Annotated in this window: 19 protein-coding genes and 1 riboswitch; of the genes, 1 reads left to right on the plus strand and 18 read right to left on the minus strand. The window is 33.9% G+C overall.

Features of this window, described 5'->3' with window-relative positions; genetic code table 11:
- Window positions 1-24 precede the first annotated feature (24 nt).
- The 6 genes from thiE to LQ682_RS10695 all read right to left on the minus strand — a co-directional run bounded on the left by thiE (window position 25) and on the right by LQ682_RS10695 (window position 5,185).
- The gene (gene thiE, locus LQ682_RS10670) at window positions 25-669 is read right to left on the minus strand and encodes a thiamine phosphate synthase (protein ID WP_103268927.1); all 645 of its coding nucleotides are present in this window, start codon (window positions 667-669) and stop codon (window positions 25-27) included.
- Entirely contained in the window at window positions 669-1,460 is a 792-nt protein-coding gene (thiM, locus tag LQ682_RS10675; RefSeq protein ID WP_103268928.1) for a hydroxyethylthiazole kinase, read from the minus strand. Before thiM ends, thiE begins: the two co-directional genes overlap by 1 nt.
- Complete coding sequence (thiD, locus tag LQ682_RS10680) at window positions 1,453-2,265, minus strand: bifunctional hydroxymethylpyrimidine kinase/phosphomethylpyrimidine kinase (protein ID WP_103268929.1); 813 nt, start codon at window positions 2,263-2,265, stop codon at window positions 1,453-1,455. Before thiD ends, thiM begins: the two co-directional genes overlap by 8 nt.
- A 2-nt stretch (window positions 2,266-2,267) precedes the next feature.
- Window positions 2,268-2,948 carry a thiaminase II gene (gene tenA, locus LQ682_RS10685; RefSeq protein ID WP_103268930.1) on the minus strand — a complete coding sequence of 227 codons (681 nt, stop codon included), beginning with the start codon at window positions 2,946-2,948 and terminating at the stop codon, window positions 2,268-2,270.
- A gap of 75 nt (window positions 2,949-3,023) precedes the next feature.
- A riboswitch (TPP riboswitch) is annotated at window positions 3,024-3,121 on the minus strand.
- A gap of 145 nt (window positions 3,122-3,266) precedes the next feature.
- A complete protein-coding gene (locus tag LQ682_RS10690) occupies window positions 3,267-4,133 on the minus strand; it encodes a LysM peptidoglycan-binding domain-containing protein (RefSeq protein WP_103268931.1) in 867 nt (288 codons plus the stop codon).
- Between the two features lie 470 nt (window positions 4,134-4,603).
- Entirely contained in the window at window positions 4,604-5,185 is a 582-nt protein-coding gene (locus LQ682_RS10695; RefSeq protein ID WP_016999714.1) for a single-stranded DNA-binding protein, read from the minus strand.
- Between the two features lie 183 nt (window positions 5,186-5,368).
- Here LQ682_RS10695 and LQ682_RS10700 point away from each other — a divergent pair, with 183 nt between their 5' ends.
- Entirely contained in the window at window positions 5,369-5,806 is a 438-nt protein-coding gene (locus LQ682_RS10700; protein WP_016999715.1) for a YwpF family protein, read from the plus strand.
- Window positions 5,807-5,900: 94 nt separating this feature from the next.
- Here LQ682_RS10700 and fabZ read toward each other — a convergent pair whose 3' ends face one another.
- The 12 genes from fabZ to atpB form a co-directional block, all read right to left on the minus strand.
- Window positions 5,901-6,344 (minus strand): 3-hydroxyacyl-ACP dehydratase FabZ, encoded by a 444-nt coding sequence (gene fabZ / locus LQ682_RS10705; protein WP_016998917.1) that lies wholly within the window; start codon window positions 6,342-6,344, stop codon window positions 5,901-5,903.
- Window positions 6,344-6,628: a DNA-directed RNA polymerase subunit beta gene (locus tag LQ682_RS10710; protein ID WP_103268932.1), complete on the minus strand. Its 285-nt coding sequence runs from the start codon at window positions 6,626-6,628 to the stop codon at window positions 6,344-6,346. Before LQ682_RS10710 ends, fabZ begins: the two co-directional genes overlap by 1 nt.
- A gap of 1 nt (window position 6,629) precedes the next feature.
- A complete protein-coding gene (gene murA, locus LQ682_RS10715; RefSeq protein WP_103268933.1) occupies window positions 6,630-7,925 on the minus strand; it encodes a UDP-N-acetylglucosamine 1-carboxyvinyltransferase in 1,296 nt (431 codons plus the stop codon).
- Window positions 7,926-8,077: 152 nt separating this feature from the next.
- Window positions 8,078-8,308 (minus strand): DUF1146 family protein, encoded by a 231-nt coding sequence (locus LQ682_RS10720; protein WP_016998911.1) that lies wholly within the window; start codon window positions 8,306-8,308, stop codon window positions 8,078-8,080.
- 193 nt (window positions 8,309-8,501) lie between these two features.
- Window positions 8,502-8,906, minus strand: coding sequence for a F0F1 ATP synthase subunit epsilon (locus LQ682_RS10725; RefSeq protein ID WP_016998910.1), 405 nt, complete (start codon window positions 8,904-8,906; stop codon window positions 8,502-8,504).
- A gap of 22 nt (window positions 8,907-8,928) precedes the next feature.
- A complete protein-coding gene (gene atpD / locus LQ682_RS10730; protein WP_064204155.1) occupies window positions 8,929-10,344 on the minus strand; it encodes a F0F1 ATP synthase subunit beta in 1,416 nt (471 codons plus the stop codon).
- A gap of 17 nt (window positions 10,345-10,361) precedes the next feature.
- The gene (gene atpG, locus LQ682_RS10735) at window positions 10,362-11,231 is read right to left on the minus strand and encodes an ATP synthase F1 subunit gamma (protein WP_016998909.1); all 870 of its coding nucleotides are present in this window, start codon (window positions 11,229-11,231) and stop codon (window positions 10,362-10,364) included.
- Between the two features lie 31 nt (window positions 11,232-11,262).
- Entirely contained in the window at window positions 11,263-12,777 is a 1,515-nt protein-coding gene (gene atpA, locus LQ682_RS10740; protein WP_016998908.1) for a F0F1 ATP synthase subunit alpha, read from the minus strand.
- A gap of 19 nt (window positions 12,778-12,796) precedes the next feature.
- A complete protein-coding gene (locus LQ682_RS10745) occupies window positions 12,797-13,336 on the minus strand; it encodes a F0F1 ATP synthase subunit delta (protein ID WP_103268934.1) in 540 nt (179 codons plus the stop codon).
- Window positions 13,336-13,860, minus strand: coding sequence for a F0F1 ATP synthase subunit B (locus tag LQ682_RS10750; RefSeq protein ID WP_016998906.1), 525 nt, complete (start codon window positions 13,858-13,860; stop codon window positions 13,336-13,338). Before LQ682_RS10750 ends, LQ682_RS10745 begins: the two co-directional genes overlap by 1 nt.
- A 98-nt stretch (window positions 13,861-13,958) precedes the next feature.
- Window positions 13,959-14,177 (minus strand): F0F1 ATP synthase subunit C, encoded by a 219-nt coding sequence (gene atpE / locus LQ682_RS10755; RefSeq protein ID WP_016998905.1) that lies wholly within the window; start codon window positions 14,175-14,177, stop codon window positions 13,959-13,961.
- Window positions 14,178-14,228: 51 nt separating this feature from the next.
- The gene (gene atpB, locus LQ682_RS10760; protein WP_016998904.1) at window positions 14,229-14,951 is read right to left on the minus strand and encodes a F0F1 ATP synthase subunit A; all 723 of its coding nucleotides are present in this window, start codon (window positions 14,949-14,951) and stop codon (window positions 14,229-14,231) included.
- Window positions 14,952-14,963: the final 12 nt, after the last annotated feature.

Raw genomic sequence — 14,963 nt, forward strand, 5'->3', positions numbered from 1 at the left:
TCAACATAAATCAATATTTTAAATTTATAGTACTTTTTTATATTGATTATGAAAGCCCTTCACAGTTTGTTCAATATTTGTACTTTTTGCTATAGCTGAAATAATACTAACCCCATCCGCACCAGCGTTTATCAAAGGTATGACGTCAGCTTCTGTTATACCTCCAATAGCAACAATTGGTATATTTTCATCATATTTTCTTAAGTTAGAAATGAGGTCATAACCACCTTCTTCACCTGCATCACTTTTTGAAAGCGTTGAATGTATAGGACCTGTACCTATATAATCAACAAGTGAAACATCTGATAAATCATATTCTTCTTTATTAGCAACGCTTAATCCAATGATTTTATTTTCAAAATTATCTTTAAATAACGATACATTTTTATCGTCTTGTCCAACATGGATACCATCAGCATTTATTTTTAAGGCTAAATCGACATCGTCATTTACTATGAACGGTACATTATATTTTTTACATAGTTCAAATAATTGTTTCGCTAATGTTTCTTTGTCTTTGCCTGTTTTACTATTAGGTCCTTTTTCTCGATATTGAAACATTGTAATACCTGATTTTAATGCTTCCTCAAGAACAGTATATAAATTTTTGTTAGGGACGTCTTGGCTGCCTGCTATAAAATAAACTTTTAGCAATTCTTGTTTAAACATTATTTCACTTCTTTCACATTCTGTTTTTGCTTAACAATTTCATCCGTTATTGCATTCAATTGATCAATAAATGCAACTTTGAATGTACCTGGTAAATGTGCGCCGGATTGTTCACTCGCAATTTCGCTAGCGATATTATACGTTGATAATGCTTCTCCTAATAAATCTACTGTAATTTGTTTTTTATTTGCAAGAAAAGCACCCACTACAGCACCTAGTAAACATCCTCCACCAGTAATTTTTGTCAGCATTTCACTACCATTATTTAATTCTAAATATTGATTATTACATGCAATAACATCTGTTTTTCCTGTTAATATAATCGGTAAATTCAATTGTTTATGCGCTTTTTTAGCAATTTTTACTACGTCTAACGAATCATCACTATCTGTGCCTTTCATAGTTGTTTCTTCGTCAACTAAAGCTAATATTTCTGATGCGTTACCTCTTATTACATCAACTACTTGATCGTTAAGAAGTGTTTGGCAGAATGTCTTTCTAATTGTGGATGCTCCAACTGCAACTGGGTCTAGTACAACGGGCACTCCGTTATCATGCATTATTTTCGCATATTCTTTCATATCATATGCTTTATCGGTTGTAATTGTACCTATATTTACTAAAAAGGCGCTTGCTACTTTCGAAAATTCTTCCGCTTCTTCTGGTTCTTCACTCATAGCTGGACTTGCTCCTAGCGATATTAAACCGTTCGCTGTAAAGTTTTTTACAACATCATTTGTATAACATACTACGAGTGGTCCTGTTTCTCGAATATTTTGTAGTTTACTCATAATCCAATCCCTCTACTTTTTGATATGCGAAATGATTTACTGGTCCTCTACCTTTTCCTATTTCTGGCGTGTACTTAATTGCTAAAGTAATAAATCTCTTAGCTGTATTAACCGCTTCTTCTATCGTATGTCCTTTAGCTAATTCTGCTGTAATCACTGCGCTAAATGTACAACCAGTCCCGTGGGTGTGTTGCGTATCAAATCTTTCACTCTTCCAACTTCTTATACCCTCTTGTGTAAATAAATAATCAATAGCATCACCTTCTAAATGACCGCCTTTAATGACAACACCTTTAGAACCAACTTCATTTAAGAAAAATTCTCCAGCTTTTTTGATTTGTTCTTCTGTTTGAATTTTATACCCTGTTATATCTTCAGCTTCTGGTATATTTGGCGTTACCACAGTAGCTAATGGTAATAATATAGATTTTAATTTATTTTTACCTTTATCATCCATCAGTGAATCTCCACTTTTAGCGACCATTACAGGATCAATGACATAAGGTTTATTAGCTTGTTCAATATAAGGTTTGATTGTTTCCATCATTTCTTCTGATGCAATCATGCCCGTTTTTATTGCATCTGGCGTTTCATCATCGAATACACTTTTCAATTGAGATTCAAGTACTTCTATAGGTAAATGGTAGACATCTTGTACACCTAAAGTATTTTGAGAAACGATACTAGTTGGAACTGCCATTCCATATACTCCTGACGCTTGAAATGATTTTAAATCCGCCATGATACCTGCTCCGCCCGTTGGGTCGGTACCAGCAATCGATAACGCAATGTTTGGTTTTTTCATATTTATCTCTCCTCAAATTTCCATTTTTCTTGAATATACGACATGTTGAAGAAATTGCGTTCATGAACAGTGCTTTCTAAAAAATTTCTTTCGACTAGTTCTATTTCTGCTTTAGATGCATTTTCACTAAAAGTATCGAGCCAGTTGTCTAGTACGTCCATTAGTTCATCCATACCTTTATAGTAAAATTTAAACCATTCTTGTAACTTATGATTAGACGAAAAATTATTTCTCTCAATAGCTAGTTGAGCTATCCTTCTATATACATATGGACATGGTGCCATAGCTGCTACAGTATAAGCAACATTTTCATGTGCGTACGCATTATAATACATATGCTTAATATAGTGATCTGCAGTAGGATACCATGCCCCATCTTTTATTACTTCATGATAACCTTCACCGATATAATCCGCTAATATTTGATGAGCTCCTACTTCCCCTGAAGAAGCGAATTCTATTTGTTCTAATAAAAATTTCAACTCTTCTTTAGAGTCTATTTTAGGAATTAATAGCGCATAGATTTTAGCAAATTCATTTAAATATCTGGCATCCGCTTTTAAATAATGCTTTACAGCTTCTGCTGAAATGTCATCATTTACAAACCCTTGAATGAATCCATCATTATATATTTCTTCAATAATTGGTTCTACTTTTTGTTGTAACTGCTCAGAAAAACGCATGTTATCTCTCCTAATAATTTTTTAAATAAAAAATGACTTCTTTCGTATAAAAAGAAGTCAATTAAAAGTAGAGTATACGTTAATTGACCACTTTCCTACGTTGGCATTATCCAAATCAGGTATAAGGGACTGAACGAATTCATCTCAGCCTATAGGCGCCCCTAGTAGTCATTCCTTTATTCAATTACTTTAAGATTATCAAATACATTTATAATGGTCAAATTAAACAACATTAGTAAAATATAAAAAATCGCCTAGGATATTTCCTAGACGATTGAATTAATATTATTTATATAACTTGAAAATTAAGCTTTTAGCTTACCACCAATTGTTTTGAGCACGGAAAGCTATTGCTGCGTCAACAGAACCATAACGTTGTTTCGCGTAGTTTAACATACCTTTAGTTTGTGTAGCTACAGAACCAGTTCCCCATGATTCTTTAGTTTGACCTAAACCTTGGTAACCGTTAGGGCTTACCGCATTTGGATTACCACTTGATTCTGGTAATACAATTGTATTCCACATTGCTTCAGTTCCACCTGCAGCTAAGAATTGAGCTTTAGTAGATCCACCAGTGCTAGCCGATTGAGCTTTAGTAGATCCACCAGTGCTAGCCGATTGAGCTGGCGCTTTATATGAAGTTTGTGAAGTTTGAACTTTATTATATGTTGGTTGAGCTGGTGCTTTGTATGATTGTGTTGGTGCTTGATAGTTAGCTTGGTAAGCTGGTGCTTCAACTTGTGTTTCAGTTTGTTGAACCGGAGCTTGTTGAGCTACTGGAGCTGTTGCTGGTTCAGCTGATTGTGCTGGTGCTTGTAATGATAAAGTTTGACCAACAACAATTAGATCTGAATTTAAGTTGTTCCATGCTTTCAATTGAGATACTGTTACATCATATTTAGATGCAATTTTCCCTAAAGTATCTCCTGAAACTACAGTGTATTCTGTAGTCGCTTCAGTATTTTCTGCTTTCGCTTCATTAACTTTAATTACTTGGTTAGGTAAGATTAAGTTTGAATTTAAACCATTGTCCGCTTTAAGTGCGTCAACTGTTGTTCCGTATTGTTTAGAGATCTCAAATAAAGTGTCTCCCGATTTTACTGTATGAGTTGCTGCATCAGCTGTAGCTGTTACCCCTGTCGTAACTGCAACTGCTGCTGTTGAAACTGATAATAATTTTTTCATGATTGAATATTTCCTCCTGTAAGGTTATCTCTTTATTTATGATTTTTACTTTATAAACTATATCATTAAATTTGATGACATAGGTTACAACCATATGAAAAATTACAGCCAATTATTACAATTGTATTACATAAATCTCAAGAATATTTTACAGCTATATACTTTCTTGAGAACTTTCATGAAAGTATTCTTTTAAGTTGTGTAAAATTAATTAAAGTGCAATTTGTAACACCACTGTAATTGGTTACACAATTATAATTAAACTCTTAAGTCATATATAAACTACTTATAAAATATAAAATACTTCCCACAAATTTTAGAATAAGTTTGTAGGAAGTAATTAAACGTCCAATAATTTGAACAATTTAATAAGCGTCTGGCTATATATATTCTAGACACACTGGAATATAGAATCGAGAGTATTTTAGTTTTGGAAGACTATTTTTATTAATAGAGGAATTAGAATGAATCTATGATTTTACTACCATAGATTTATTCGAGGTTTGTGGTTGTTCAGATGTGTCTGTTTCATCATGTATAATTTCAATCATTTTATTATACTGTTTATAAACTTCATCTTGCGACAAGTTATCTTGTTCGTTCTCTTTGGCCTTTTGTTCAGCTGTATTTCTTTCATCGCTCATTCTAACAGATAGTTCTTCTGAATAAGTGTCAGCACTTTCACTTATTAAATCACTTATCTCTTCTTTAGATTGAGGGACACCTTTCCTATTTGTTGAAGGCATATTTAAAAACTTTATCGTTTCACAAATAATTTCAGTAATATATTGCTTTTTATCATCTTTAATATATACACGTGTTTGTATTTGGCCTGTTAAAGCTATTAATTGACCTTTCTTCGTATATTGATGTATGTTATAAGCTAATTTCCCAAAAGCTTTGCACACAATAAAGTCAACAACCATATTACCTTCTTTAGATTTATAACCCCTTTCAACTGCTAAACAAAATGTAGAAATGATAGTGTCACCTTTCTTAAAATAGGCAGGGTCTTTAGTTAACCTCCCAACTAAAACAGATTTATTAAGCATATCTTTCACCTCCTTATATTTTTAATATAAGGAATCAACATTTTTACGTCAAAATCCATTTTTTTATATTTTCCATCATAATTTTCAACAATATCCTTAGAATATTGTTATTTACTTAAAAAGTGCTTTATAATAGAACACAAAGTTAAACATTCGTAGTTTTAACATTTAAGGGGGATGTTTATGAAAACATTTAAAGCAGTTCGCTTTCAAATCGTAAATGATGAACAGATTACAGAATATGAATTGTTAGATGGTATTATTATAAATAAAGAAAATAGTGGAACAGGTTGGTTATTAGAAATTTTAATCTCTGATATTCATTATGAACAAATGAAAGAATATCATGACACTCAAAAATTATTAGACACACGCGTCGTTATTACAAGACCATCTAATGATCCTGCATTATTTGATGCGACTATAAAATATATAGAGCAATTAGATGAAAAAATTTCAGTAGTATTTGAATGTCATATTTATACTTTAAGACAAGTTTATGCTGAACGATTACTAGAACAACTAATAGAAGAAGGATTAACAGGTGAAGAACTTAAAACTTCATTTAATCGACTTATGCAATCTAAACCAAAATTAAAAGATGAAAAAAGTAATATATAATAAAGAGTGAGATATAAATTTCTCGACTATTTACAACAAATAAAGCCACACCATTGAACATTCAATGGTGTGGCTTTATACATCTATATATTTTTTATTTTTGATCCACAAGTGCAAAGCTAATTTCACAACTACATGCAACTTCTCCATCTACTGTTGCTTTAGCAGTACCTTTTCCTATTGGACCTTTAATTCTATTGATTTCTACTTCTAATCTTAGCGTGTCACCAGGCACTACTTGTCTCTTAAATCGACACTTATCGATTCCTGCAAACATAGCTAACTTACCTTGGTTTTCTTCTAATCGTAGCATTGCTACTGCACCTGTTTGCGCTAAAGCTTCAACGATTAGTACGCCAGGCATTACGGCATAATCAGGAAAATGACCTTGGAAGAAAGGCTCATTTCCAGATACTTGCTTAATACCAACACAACGTTTACCATCTTCTAATTCTACAATTTTATCTAATAATAAAAATGGATAACGATGAGGTATTATTTTTTTAATTTCATTATAATCGTAAATAATTTCTTCCATCATGAACTCCTTCCTGTTAATTCAAAGATGTGCTGCCAAGTTTCAGGTTTAAATACACCAAATGGATTATGCAAAATGCCATAACCAATCATAGTCCCGACAACAAATAGCAAGACCATTAAAATTAGCAATATAAGTAATTTCATCCATAACGGTATTACACGATGTTCAACTTCAATACCTTGAATCGTTTCAACTCTACTCGTTTGAATTTTTTCTTTAAACCTTTTAAATGGCGACTTTCTATTTTTTTCGTCAGTTCTCGATGATTGTGTTTCAGTCATACTAAACCCTCGCTTTATCTTTTAACTTGCCTTCATCATTAATGCGTTCTACATCTGCACCTAATGTTTTTAGTTTACCATGAAAATCAACATAACCTCTATCTAAATGTTTAAGTTCTGTAACATTTGTATAACCATCAGATACTAGTCCAGCAAGTATAAGTGCTGCACCTGCTCTTAAGTCTGTTGCTTTTACATCTGCACCTTGTAAGTCATCATGTCCCGTAATCATAGCACTTCTATCGTTAATAAATATATCAGCATTCATACGTTTAAATTCTTCAACATGCATGAATCTATTTTCAAAGACAGTTTCAGTTATTTTACTTGTTCCGTTAGCAGTTAATAACAACGCCATAATTTGAGATTGCATATCCGTAGGGAAACCAGGATGTGGCATCGTTTTAACATCGATAGCTTTAATTTCACCAGGCACTTGAATATTTAAACCATCTTTAATTTCTGTTATTTGAACACCAGCTTCTTCTAGTTTCGAAACTAAGCTTGACATATGTTCTCTTATTGCTCCGATTACATTTATATTACCTCTTGTAATAGCACCAGCGATCATAAATGTACCAGCTTCAATTCTATCAGGAATAATAGAATGCTCCGCACCTACTAAATGATCAACTCCAATTATTTTAATTGTATCCGTACCTGCTCCATGTACTTGAGCACCCATTTCATTTAAATAATTAGCTAAGTCAACTATTTCTGGTTCTCTAGCAACGTTTTGTATTTCAGTTTTTCCGTCTGCTAATACAGCTGCCATCATAATATTTTGAGTAGCACCAACGCTTGGGAAATCTAAATAAATTTTACTGCCTTTTAAACCATTAGGTGTAGTTGCTTCTATAAATCCATTATGTAATTCTATTTCAGCACCCAATGCTTCGAAGCCCTTTAAATGTTGTTCAATTGGTCTTGATCCAATTGCACAACCTCCAGGTAAAGCAACTCTAGCATGACCTTCTCTTGCTAATAATGGACCCATTACTAATATGCTTGCTCTCATTTTGCTTACATATTCATAAGGTGCCTCTATTTTTAAAGGATTAGATGAATCAACCTTTACAGTATTATTATCTGCCTCATATTCTATTTCTGCATTTAAATGTGTTAATACGTTATTTATTGTATCAACATCACTTAACTTTGGTACATTCGTTAAAACGCTTTGACCTTCAGACGGTAAAAGTGTAGCTGTCAATATAGGTAGAACTGCGTTTTTAGCCCCTTCTACAACAACTGTTCCTTCTAGACGTTTCCCGCCTTTTACGACGATTTTATCCATATAATTGTCCTCCACAAATACATCACTATTATTTAATTTACAAAAGTATATATATATTAAATACACACTTTTAATTAATCATAAACATTCACCAAAACATTATACTACTTTTTTGTTCTTTTTACATACATTTATGTATTTTCTTGTAATTTTTAGAAAAGTAATTTTAATTGTAACGAATATTGGAGGATATCTAAAATAAAACGACTCAGACTTGTACCTAATAAAACAGCTAAAATGATTATAAATGTTTGAGCTTGCGCTATATGATTTTTCTTGAAAATTTGCTCTAACCTAACGCCTTGTAACGCCCAAAAAGCTAAACATACACATACAACATGAAGAATTAATCCTATAATACCTAATTGACCATAATATTCCATACTCTCAATCCTTTCACTAGAACAAAGGGAGTGGGACAGATATTTCATTTTCCTAAAAATATTTCATAGTCCCATCCCGGCAAAGATGACCAGAATTGAAATAACTTTGATATAAGCGTATTTTCAGTCCAGTCAGCTACTGCCATTATAATAAATTAGGCTGAGACATATATTTTTGTCTCAGCCTGTATAATTATCTAAATTTAGCCACTTCAATTCGATTAATTGCACGACTTAACGCGCGTTCAGCACGTCTATAATCAACATCATCACGATTACTATGTAATCGTTCTTCTGCACGTTCTTTAGAATTAATCGCACGTTCTTTATCTATATCCTCAGCTGTTTCAGCTGACTGAACTAGAACAGTAACTTTATCAGTTCTTACTTCAACAAATCCTTCGGAAACAGCTAAATACTCTGTACCACTTGCTTTGTTTACTTTAACATATCCTGTTTTTAATGCTGCAACAGTTGGAATATGGCCAGCCATTACACCCATTTCTCCAGTTTCAGTATGTAAAACAACAAGTTCAACATCTTTTGCTGAGTAAACAGATCCATTAGGAGTGACAACATCTAAGGTAAATGTATTCATTTTCCATTCCTCCTAATTAGTATTAGACCTCTACACCCATGTTTTTAGCATTTTCAAGAACTGCTTCGATACCACCGACTAAACGGAAAGCATCTTCTGGTATATGGTCATATTGTCCCTCTAGTATTGCTTTGAAATCTTGTACAGTTTGACTAACTGGTACATATGATCCTTTTTGGCCAGTAAATTGTTCTGCTACATGGAAGTTTTGAGATAAGAAGAATTGAATACGACGAGCACGTTCAACTGTTTTCTTATCATCATCTGATAATTCATCCATACCAAGGATAGCTATGATATCTTGTAATTCTCTATACTTTTGTAAAGTCTGTTGAACACGACGTGCAACGTCATAATGCTCGTCACCAACAATTTCAGGTGTTAAGGCACGCGACGTTGAAGCCAAAGGATCAACCGCTGGGTATATACCCATTTCTGTTAATTTACGCTCAAGGTTTGTAGTTGCATCTAAGTGAGCGAAAGCAGTAGCTGGCGCTGGGTCAGTATAGTCATCGGCTGGTACGAATACCGCTTGAATAGATGTAACTGATCCTTTATTAGTAGATGTAATACGTTCTTGTAATTGTCCCATCTCAGTAGCAAGAGTTGGTTGATAACCAACTGCTGAAGGCATACGACCTAATAATGCAGAAACTTCAGAACCTGCTTGAGTAAAGCGGAAGATGTTATCAATGAATAATAATACATCTTGTCCTTGTTCATCACGGAAGTATTCAGCCATAGTTAAACCTGATAATGCAACTCTAGCACGAGCGCCTGGTGGTTCGTTCATTTGTCCAAAGACCATTGCCGTTTTCTTAATAACGCCTGAATCGCTCATTTCATAGTATAAGTCGTTACCTTCACGTGTACGTTCACCTACACCTGCGAATACAGAAATACCACCATGCTCTTGAGCAATATTATTAATTAATTCTTGAATAAGAACTGTTTTACCTACACCGGCACCACCGAATAGACCGATTTTACCACCTTTAATATATGGCGCTAATAAGTCTACTACTTTAATTCCAGTTTCAAGAATTTCTACTTTTGTAGATAAATCTTCAAACTTAGGAGCTAAACGATGAATAGGGTCACGACGAACACTTTCATCAAGCTCTTCACCTAAATCAATTTTTTCACCTAAAACATTAAACACACGACCTAATGTAGCATCTCCAACCGGTACTGAAATAGCTTTACCAGTGTCTACTACTTCTTGACCACGTTTCACACCATCAGTTGATGCCATAGCTATTGTACGTACAACATCATCACCAAGGTGTAATGCAACTTCTAATGCTAAATTAAAAGTGTTACCGTCGGGACGGTCTACTTTAATTGTCAAAGCATTATTAAGTTCCGGCAATTCACCATGTGGGAAACGTACGTCAATAACTGGCCCTGTAATTTGCGTTACTCGGCCTAATCCCATGTAAATTCCTCCTAATCTTATTCTAGTGCAGCTGCTCCGCCTACAATCTCAGTAATTTGTTGAGTAATTGCAGCTTGTCTAGCTCTGTTATATTGTATTGATAATTCGTCAATTAATTCAGAAGCATTGTCTGTAGCATTTTTCATAGCCGTCATTCTAGAAGCATGCTCACTTGCTTTACCGTCTAATACAGCACCATAGATTAAACTAATAGCATATTGTGGTAATATAACTTCTAAAATAGTTTCTTTATCTGGTTCGAATTCGTAGCCAGCCATTAAGCTTGAACCTTTTCCTGTATCTTCATCAGATAAAGGTAGTATCCTTTTAGACCTAACTTGTTGCTCAAGAACACTTACAAAGTGACTATAGTATAAAGTCAGTTCATCGTAGAATTCTTCGTTGAATAAGTCTACTGCTTTTTCAGTTAAAGCTTGAACATCTTTAAAAGTAGGTTGATCTGGTAATCCCGTATATTCTTCAACAACATTATAATCTCTGTTCTTCAAGAAATCTCGACCTACACGACCTACTACAACAATTGCATATTCATCTGGGTTGTTGTTATGTTTTTCTTTAATATCATTTACTAAATTTTTTAATATATTTGCACTATATGGTCCTGCTAATCCTTTGTCAGAAGTTATCACTAAATAACCTGAACGTTTTACTTCTCGTTTTTTAAGCATCGGATGAGATACATCCGAACTTTTAGAAGCAATAGCTGTTATTGCATCTTGCATTTTATTCATATAAGGTTCAAATGCACTTGCGTTTTCTTCAGCTCTACGTAATTTAGAATTAGAAACCATGTTCATTGCTTTTGTAATTTGACTCGTACTTTGCGTAGAAGTGATTCTTCCTTTGATTTCTCTAAGTGAAGCCACAATTTCACCACCTTTTATTTAAAGCTTAATATTACTCTACTTGAGATTTATTAAATACTTTTTTGAATCCTTCGATAGCAGAAACAAATTTATCATCAGATGGTAATTGTTTTGTTTCGCGAATTTCTTTATATAAATCGCTAGCATTAGAATCGATCCAATTTAAGAATTCATCTTCAAATCTTGTAATGTCTACAACAGGAATGTCATCTAAATGACCTTTAGTCAATGCGTATAAGATAACAACTTGTCGTTCAACAGATAATGGTTTATTTTGATCTTGTTTAAGTACTTCTACTGTACGTTTACCACGTTCTAATTTCGCTTTAGTTGCAGCATCTAAGTCTGAACCGAATTGAGCAAATGACTCTAATTCACGATAAGAAGCTAAGTCTAAACGTAAAGTACCAGCAACTTTCTTCATTGCTTTAATTTGTGCCGAACCACCAACACGTGAAACTGATAAACCTGCGTTAATCGCTGGTCTTACACCTGAGAAGAATAAGTCTGATTGTAAGAATATTTGACCGTCTGTAATTGAAATAACGTTTGTCGGTACGTAAGCAGAGATATCACCTGCTTGCGTTTCAACGAAAGGTAATGCAGTAATTGAACCGCCACCTAATTCATCATTCAATTTAGCAGCACGTTCTAATAAACGACTGTGTAAGTAGAATACGTCACCTGGATAAGCTTCACGGCCTGGCGGACGACGTAGTAATAATGATAATTCACGGTAAGCTGCCGCTTGTTTCGTTAAATCATCATAAACAACTAATACGTGTTTACCATTGAACATGAACTCTTCACCCATAGCTACACCAGAATAAGGTGCAATATACAGTAAAGGAGCAGGTTGAGCTGCAGATGCTGATACAACGATTGTGTAATCTAATGCACCATGTCTACGTAATGTTTCAACTGCTGTACGAACTGTAGATTCTTTTTGACCTATAGCTACGTATATACAAATCATATCTTGGTCTTTTTGGTTTAAAATAGTGTCGATTGCTACAGTAGTTTTACCTGTTTGACGGTCACCGATGATTAACTCACGTTGTCCACGTCCAATTGGTACTAATGCATCAATCGCTTTAATACCAGTTTGTAGAGGTTCATCTACTGATTTACGATCCATAACACCTGTTGCAGGTGATTCTACAGGGCGTGTTTTAGAAGTGTTAATTGGACCTTGTCCATCTATTGGCTGTCCTAAAGGATTCACAACACGTCCGATTAATTCTTCGCCTACTGGTACTTCCATGATACGTCCAGTACGCTTAACTTCATCGCCTTCTTTAATACCTTCTGCAGGTCCTAAAATGACGATACCTACGTTATTTTCTTCTAAGTTTTGTGCCAAACCTAAAACGCCAGTATGAAACTCTAAAAGTTCACCAGCCATAACATCATTCAAGCCATGAGCTAATGCAATACCATCCCCGACTTGGATAACTGTACCAACATCGGTAACTGACATTTCAGACTCATAGTTTTCAATTTGAGAGCGTAATAAAGCACTGATTTCTTCAGCTTTAATGGCCATCTATGTCACTCCTTAATAATTATTTCATTTGATGAAATGATTTTGTTAATTGATTTAAATCATTCTGAATCGAGCCGTCGTAAACTTTCGTACCTATCGTTACACGAACACCGCCAATTAAAGAATCATTTATTTCATTTTCTAAAATTAATTTCTTTAAACCTGTACGCTTAATAAAAACTTTCCCTATTTCATCTAATTCTTCGTTAGATAACGGATAGACAGATTCAACTTTCATTAAATCTTGACTATGTACTTGATTATAAATATTTCTATAATCTATAAAAACACTAGGAATTAAAGACAATTTGTTGTTATTAGCTAATAAGAATAATGTGTTCATTAAAGGTTTAGATATGCCTTTGAATACATTTTCAACTAAAGCTTGTCTGTCTTCTTGAGCTAACTTTGGATTATAATCTATAGCCTTAATTTCATCTAGATTTGGTTTCACACTATTTTCTAGCGTTTCGAGTTCGTTTAATATTGTGTCTTCTATGTTATGTTCTTCTGCTACATCATATAAAGCTTGGGCATATTTTTGACTTATATTCGCCATTATTTTTCCCCTGCCTCTTTAATGTATTTTTCAACAAGTTCTTTTTGATCTTGTTCAGAAATCTCTTTATTAATTACTTTAGAAGCTATTAATACAGAAAGTTCAGATACACGATTATTAATATCAGCAATTGCTCTTTGTTTCTCTTGCTGAATCTCTGCTTGTGCTGATTGAATTAACCCATTTGCTTTAACATTTGCATCACTTATAATTTGCTCTTGTTGTACTTTAGCTTGATGTTTTGCATCATCAAGAATTGTTTGTACTTCTTCTTGAGTCTTTTTAAGGATGTCTCTATTTTCTTCTTCTAATTTTTTTGCATTTACCTTTGCTGCTTGAGCGTCATCAATATCTTTATTGATAGTTTCTTCACGTTCATCCATTATGGATTTCAATGGTCCCCAAGCATATTTCTTTAATAAAGCTAACAGGATTAAAAACGTGATTAATGTGAATAAAGCTGTTCCCCATTCAACGCCACTGCCTGTTGCACCTAAAACCAATACGTTATGATCCACTGCCAATTACACTCCTTTCATTGCAAGTCAAGGTTCTAACACCTCATAAATGAATGGCGAAATCCTTTTTAGATAGACTCCGCCTGTTCTAAAAATATGTTAGCTTATCGGTTCATTACCATGAATGCTACTACAACTGCAATGATAGGTAGGGCTTCAACTAAACCAACACCGATAAACATAATTGTCATTAATGGACCACGTGCTTCTGGTTGACGTGCAACACCTTCAACTGTTCTTGAAACGATAAGACCGTTACCAATACCTGCTCCTAATGCTGCTAAACCGATTGCGATTGCCGCTGCTAATACACCTAAACTCATTATAATTTTCCTCCTAGAATTAAAAATATTAATTGTTTTTTAAATTTTATATTAATGATCTTCTGCCACTTTGTGGGACATATAAACCATTGATAACATTACAAATATGTACGCTTGAATTGAACCTATAAAAATTGAGAATGCTTGCCATACCATAGCAGGTAAAAATGCGCCTAAAACTCCTAAAGCGCCGCCAGCAGCTAAAGTACCTAGTAAACCTAATAATACTTCACCTGCAAATATATTACCGTACAAACGTAGACCAAGCGTCAATGTTGAAGCAAATTCTTCAACAATTTTGAATGGTACCATTAAAGCTACCGGTTGAACGAACGATTTTAAATATCCACTCGTTCCACGCATTTTCACACCGTAGAAGTGTGTGAGCAATACCATTAAAGTAGCTAATGTTAATGTCACAGTAGGATCTGCTGTTGGTGATTTCCACCATAATGTGTGTCCTACAACAATTGAGAATGGAAGTCCTAACATATTAGAAACAAAAATAAATAATATTAATGTTACTGCAAGGAAATGGAATTTCCCTCCCTCTTTCCATGCCATATTACTTTGAATGATGCCTTTAACGAAGTCAAAAATCCATTCAATAAAGTTTTGAGCACCAGAAGGTCTTACTTTTAAATTTCTAGTACAAGCTACAGCTATCGCAAAAACGATAATTGCTGAAACTACTATCATTAAGACACTTGAAAGATTGAATATTAAGTCAAACCCTCCAAAATTGATGGACCACAAAGGTGATTCGTGTTCCATATTTTCACCTCT

Origin of the sequence: Mammaliicoccus sp. A-M4, assembly GCF_022386955.1 — a bacterium.
Taxonomy (GTDB): domain Bacteria; phylum Bacillota; class Bacilli; order Staphylococcales; family Staphylococcaceae; genus Mammaliicoccus; species Mammaliicoccus lentus.